The organism is Ochrobactrum sp. S1502_03 (assembly GCF_044435015.1).
Classification (GTDB): Bacteria; Pseudomonadota; Alphaproteobacteria; order Rhizobiales; family Rhizobiaceae; genus Brucella; species Brucella chromiisoli.
In genome coordinates, this window is sequence record NZ_JAYEXN010000075.1 from 1 (window position 1) to 2,619 (window position 2,619).

Consider the following 2,619-nt stretch of genomic DNA (forward strand, 5'->3'; position numbering starts at 1 on the left):
AGCCTCTATCGCCTCAGCAGAGGCATGGATGTTCATAGCATCCATCAGGCGAATGACACGCCGTATCGCAAAGCTTGAATTTTGAGTCGGGCACTTAGAACAACGCGTATATGTATATTATATAATACTTAAATAATAACAAGTAAAAAATATTTTTTATACACAGATTGTTATTGAAATTAAAATACAACAAAAAATAGACCTAATCATTCAAAAAATGGTCAACATCGTGACAGTTTTCATGATCTAGAGAGATTTTTATGAGCATCAAATCATATTCTTTTACTAATTTTGCTCTTTCGCGTCGGAATTTTATAAAAGCGAGTTGTGCTGCACCCTTTGCCGTGTGTGGCTGCGCCTCCCACAATGCCATGGCGCAGAGCCGCTTTTACGCTGAAGCTGTTACCACTCTGGAGGAATCTGTTGTTCCAGGCGACTACCTAAAAAAAGGGAAACCATATCGCAAAACGGCTGTCGATAACGGCTGGCCTATTATCGTGCGACAAGACCTGTCAGAAGCATTTGACGGCAGAGAGAAAAGCAGAAAAGCACTTGTTTCCTTTGTCCAGATAACAGACTTGCATATTATTGATGCCTCTTCGCCGGGGCATACCGCATTCATGCGACAGTATGCGGGCCCGAATGGTAACATTGACGGTGCGCCGCTGGTAAATGCGTGGCGTCCTCAAGAAACGCTCACAGTGCATGTGCTCGATGCGATGATCAGGCGTTTGAACGCTCTTTCTAAAGGGCCTGTTTCCGGGAGAAAGTTTGATTTTGCCATATCGACCGGTGACAGTGCCGATACGCGCGCCATGCACGAACTTGAAACCGTCTTGTCACTGCTGAATGGCGAATGGGCCGTCATGTCCGCCAGCGGAACGGAATATGTCGGCGTCCAGAGCAATCATGGCCTTTCCGAAGAAACTTACGATGTTTACTGGCACCCCGAACCCACATCCAATGGATATAAAGCCGATTTATGGAAACGGGCATTTGGTTACCCAGAAGTCGAAGGGTTTTTAGCGGCCATAAGCCAACCCGTAAAAGCAGAAGGTTTCAAAATGCCGTGGTATTCGGGCTTTGGAAATCATGACCAGCTTGACTATGGCGTTTTTGGCGCGGGAAATATCACAGATTTAATATCTGCACAGAGTGTCTCGAACCGGGTGATAACGGCCTTACCCAAAACGATGCCGCCTGAAATGTTTATTGGCGCAGTCACTCAGGGCACAAACGCGCAAATACAGGAACTGATGTCTACTCTGCCGACAATGGAGACGGTAGCGTCGATCAATCGCCGCCCTTTTTCAAAGGAAGAATTTATACAGAAACATCTCGATGCGGCAGGCGCTTACGGCCCCGTCGGCCACGGGTTTTCAACTGACAATCTAGCCCAGCAGACAGCCTACTATGCATTCAATATGGCGGATGGCGTCATCGGCATAATGCTTGATTCTACCAATCCGAATGGCGGCCCTGACGGCTCACTTGATACGCCTCAGGCCGAATGGCTGGAACGCCAATTGACGGAAAATTCGTCAAAATATTATGCGACTGACGGATCAATCGTTAATTCAGCAAATAAAGACGCGATCATCGTTATCTTCTCTCATCATAATTCGATTACAATTGATAATCTCAAGCGTGCGCCAGCTGGCCAGCCTGACAACACCCGTATCGGTGGAGCCGAGTTCATTGCACTGCTGTCCCGCTTTCCAAATGTTGTGCTCTGGGTGAACGGTCATACGCACTGCAACCGTATCTGGAGTCATTACGACCCCCGAAATAACCAGCACGGATTTTGGGAGGTTAACACCGCAGCACATATCGATTACCCACAACAATCAAGAACGATTGAAATTTTTGACAATCGTGACGGCACCCTATCAATCTTCGGCACAATTATAGATCATTCATCGCCTGATTCAATCATTCGCGAAGGCCCCCAAACGGCAGCGTCGCTTGCAGCACTGAGCCTTGAACTCGCAATGAATGATCCCGCGCTGGACAGAGCCTATCGACTGGGGGTACCGGAGGATTTAAATGTCGAACTCATCGTCAAAAAACCTTTCTAAAGTATATCCCAAAAAGTTGGAACCGATTTTCGGGCAAGATGCGCGTTAAAACAAATAATTAGAGCGCCGATCTGATCCAGTCAGATCAGCGCTCTAATCGCATTCATTGTCGACCTAAGCTGTCTAGGCACTTATTCAAATCGCCCCAAACAACCCTTTAACCTGATACAAAAAGCCAATTATCGTACCTCGGACATCTGTCATGCGGGACCGGTCAAGCCACTTAAATCATTAAAAATCCTCTATCTATTTATTTTCATAAGTATCTTGCATCACAAACCACCGCATACTCTACGAGATGATATAAAGTAAATAATTTAAAAAAAACTCATGTTCCAGATATTGACACAATCGATATTTAATTAATGAACGTCTATTATAATAGATACCCCTATTATTATACTATAAATTTTATATAAGTTATTAAAAAATTGAGGATTAACATGGCAGACCGTCCGATTATGACGACAAGTGCTGGTGCACCGATCCCGGATAACCAGAATTCCCTGACTGCGGGTGAGCGCGGCCCTATTTTGTTGCA

The 2,619-nt window shown here is 45.5% G+C and carries 1 protein-coding gene; it reads left to right on the forward strand.

The annotated features are described in order from the left end of the window. Positions 1 to 260: 260 nt before the first annotated feature. Complete coding sequence (locus tag VBH83_RS19205) at positions 261 to 2,078, forward strand: TIGR03767 family metallophosphoesterase (RefSeq protein ID WP_396999078.1); 1,818 nt, start codon at positions 261 to 263, stop codon at positions 2,076 to 2,078. Positions 2,079 to 2,619 lie beyond the last annotated feature (541 nt).

Coding starts and splice junctions, on each gene's coding strand:
- VBH83_RS19205 (WP_396999078.1), top strand. CDS start 261: ATGAGCATCAAATCATATTCTTTTACTAATTTTGCTCTTTCGCGTCGG.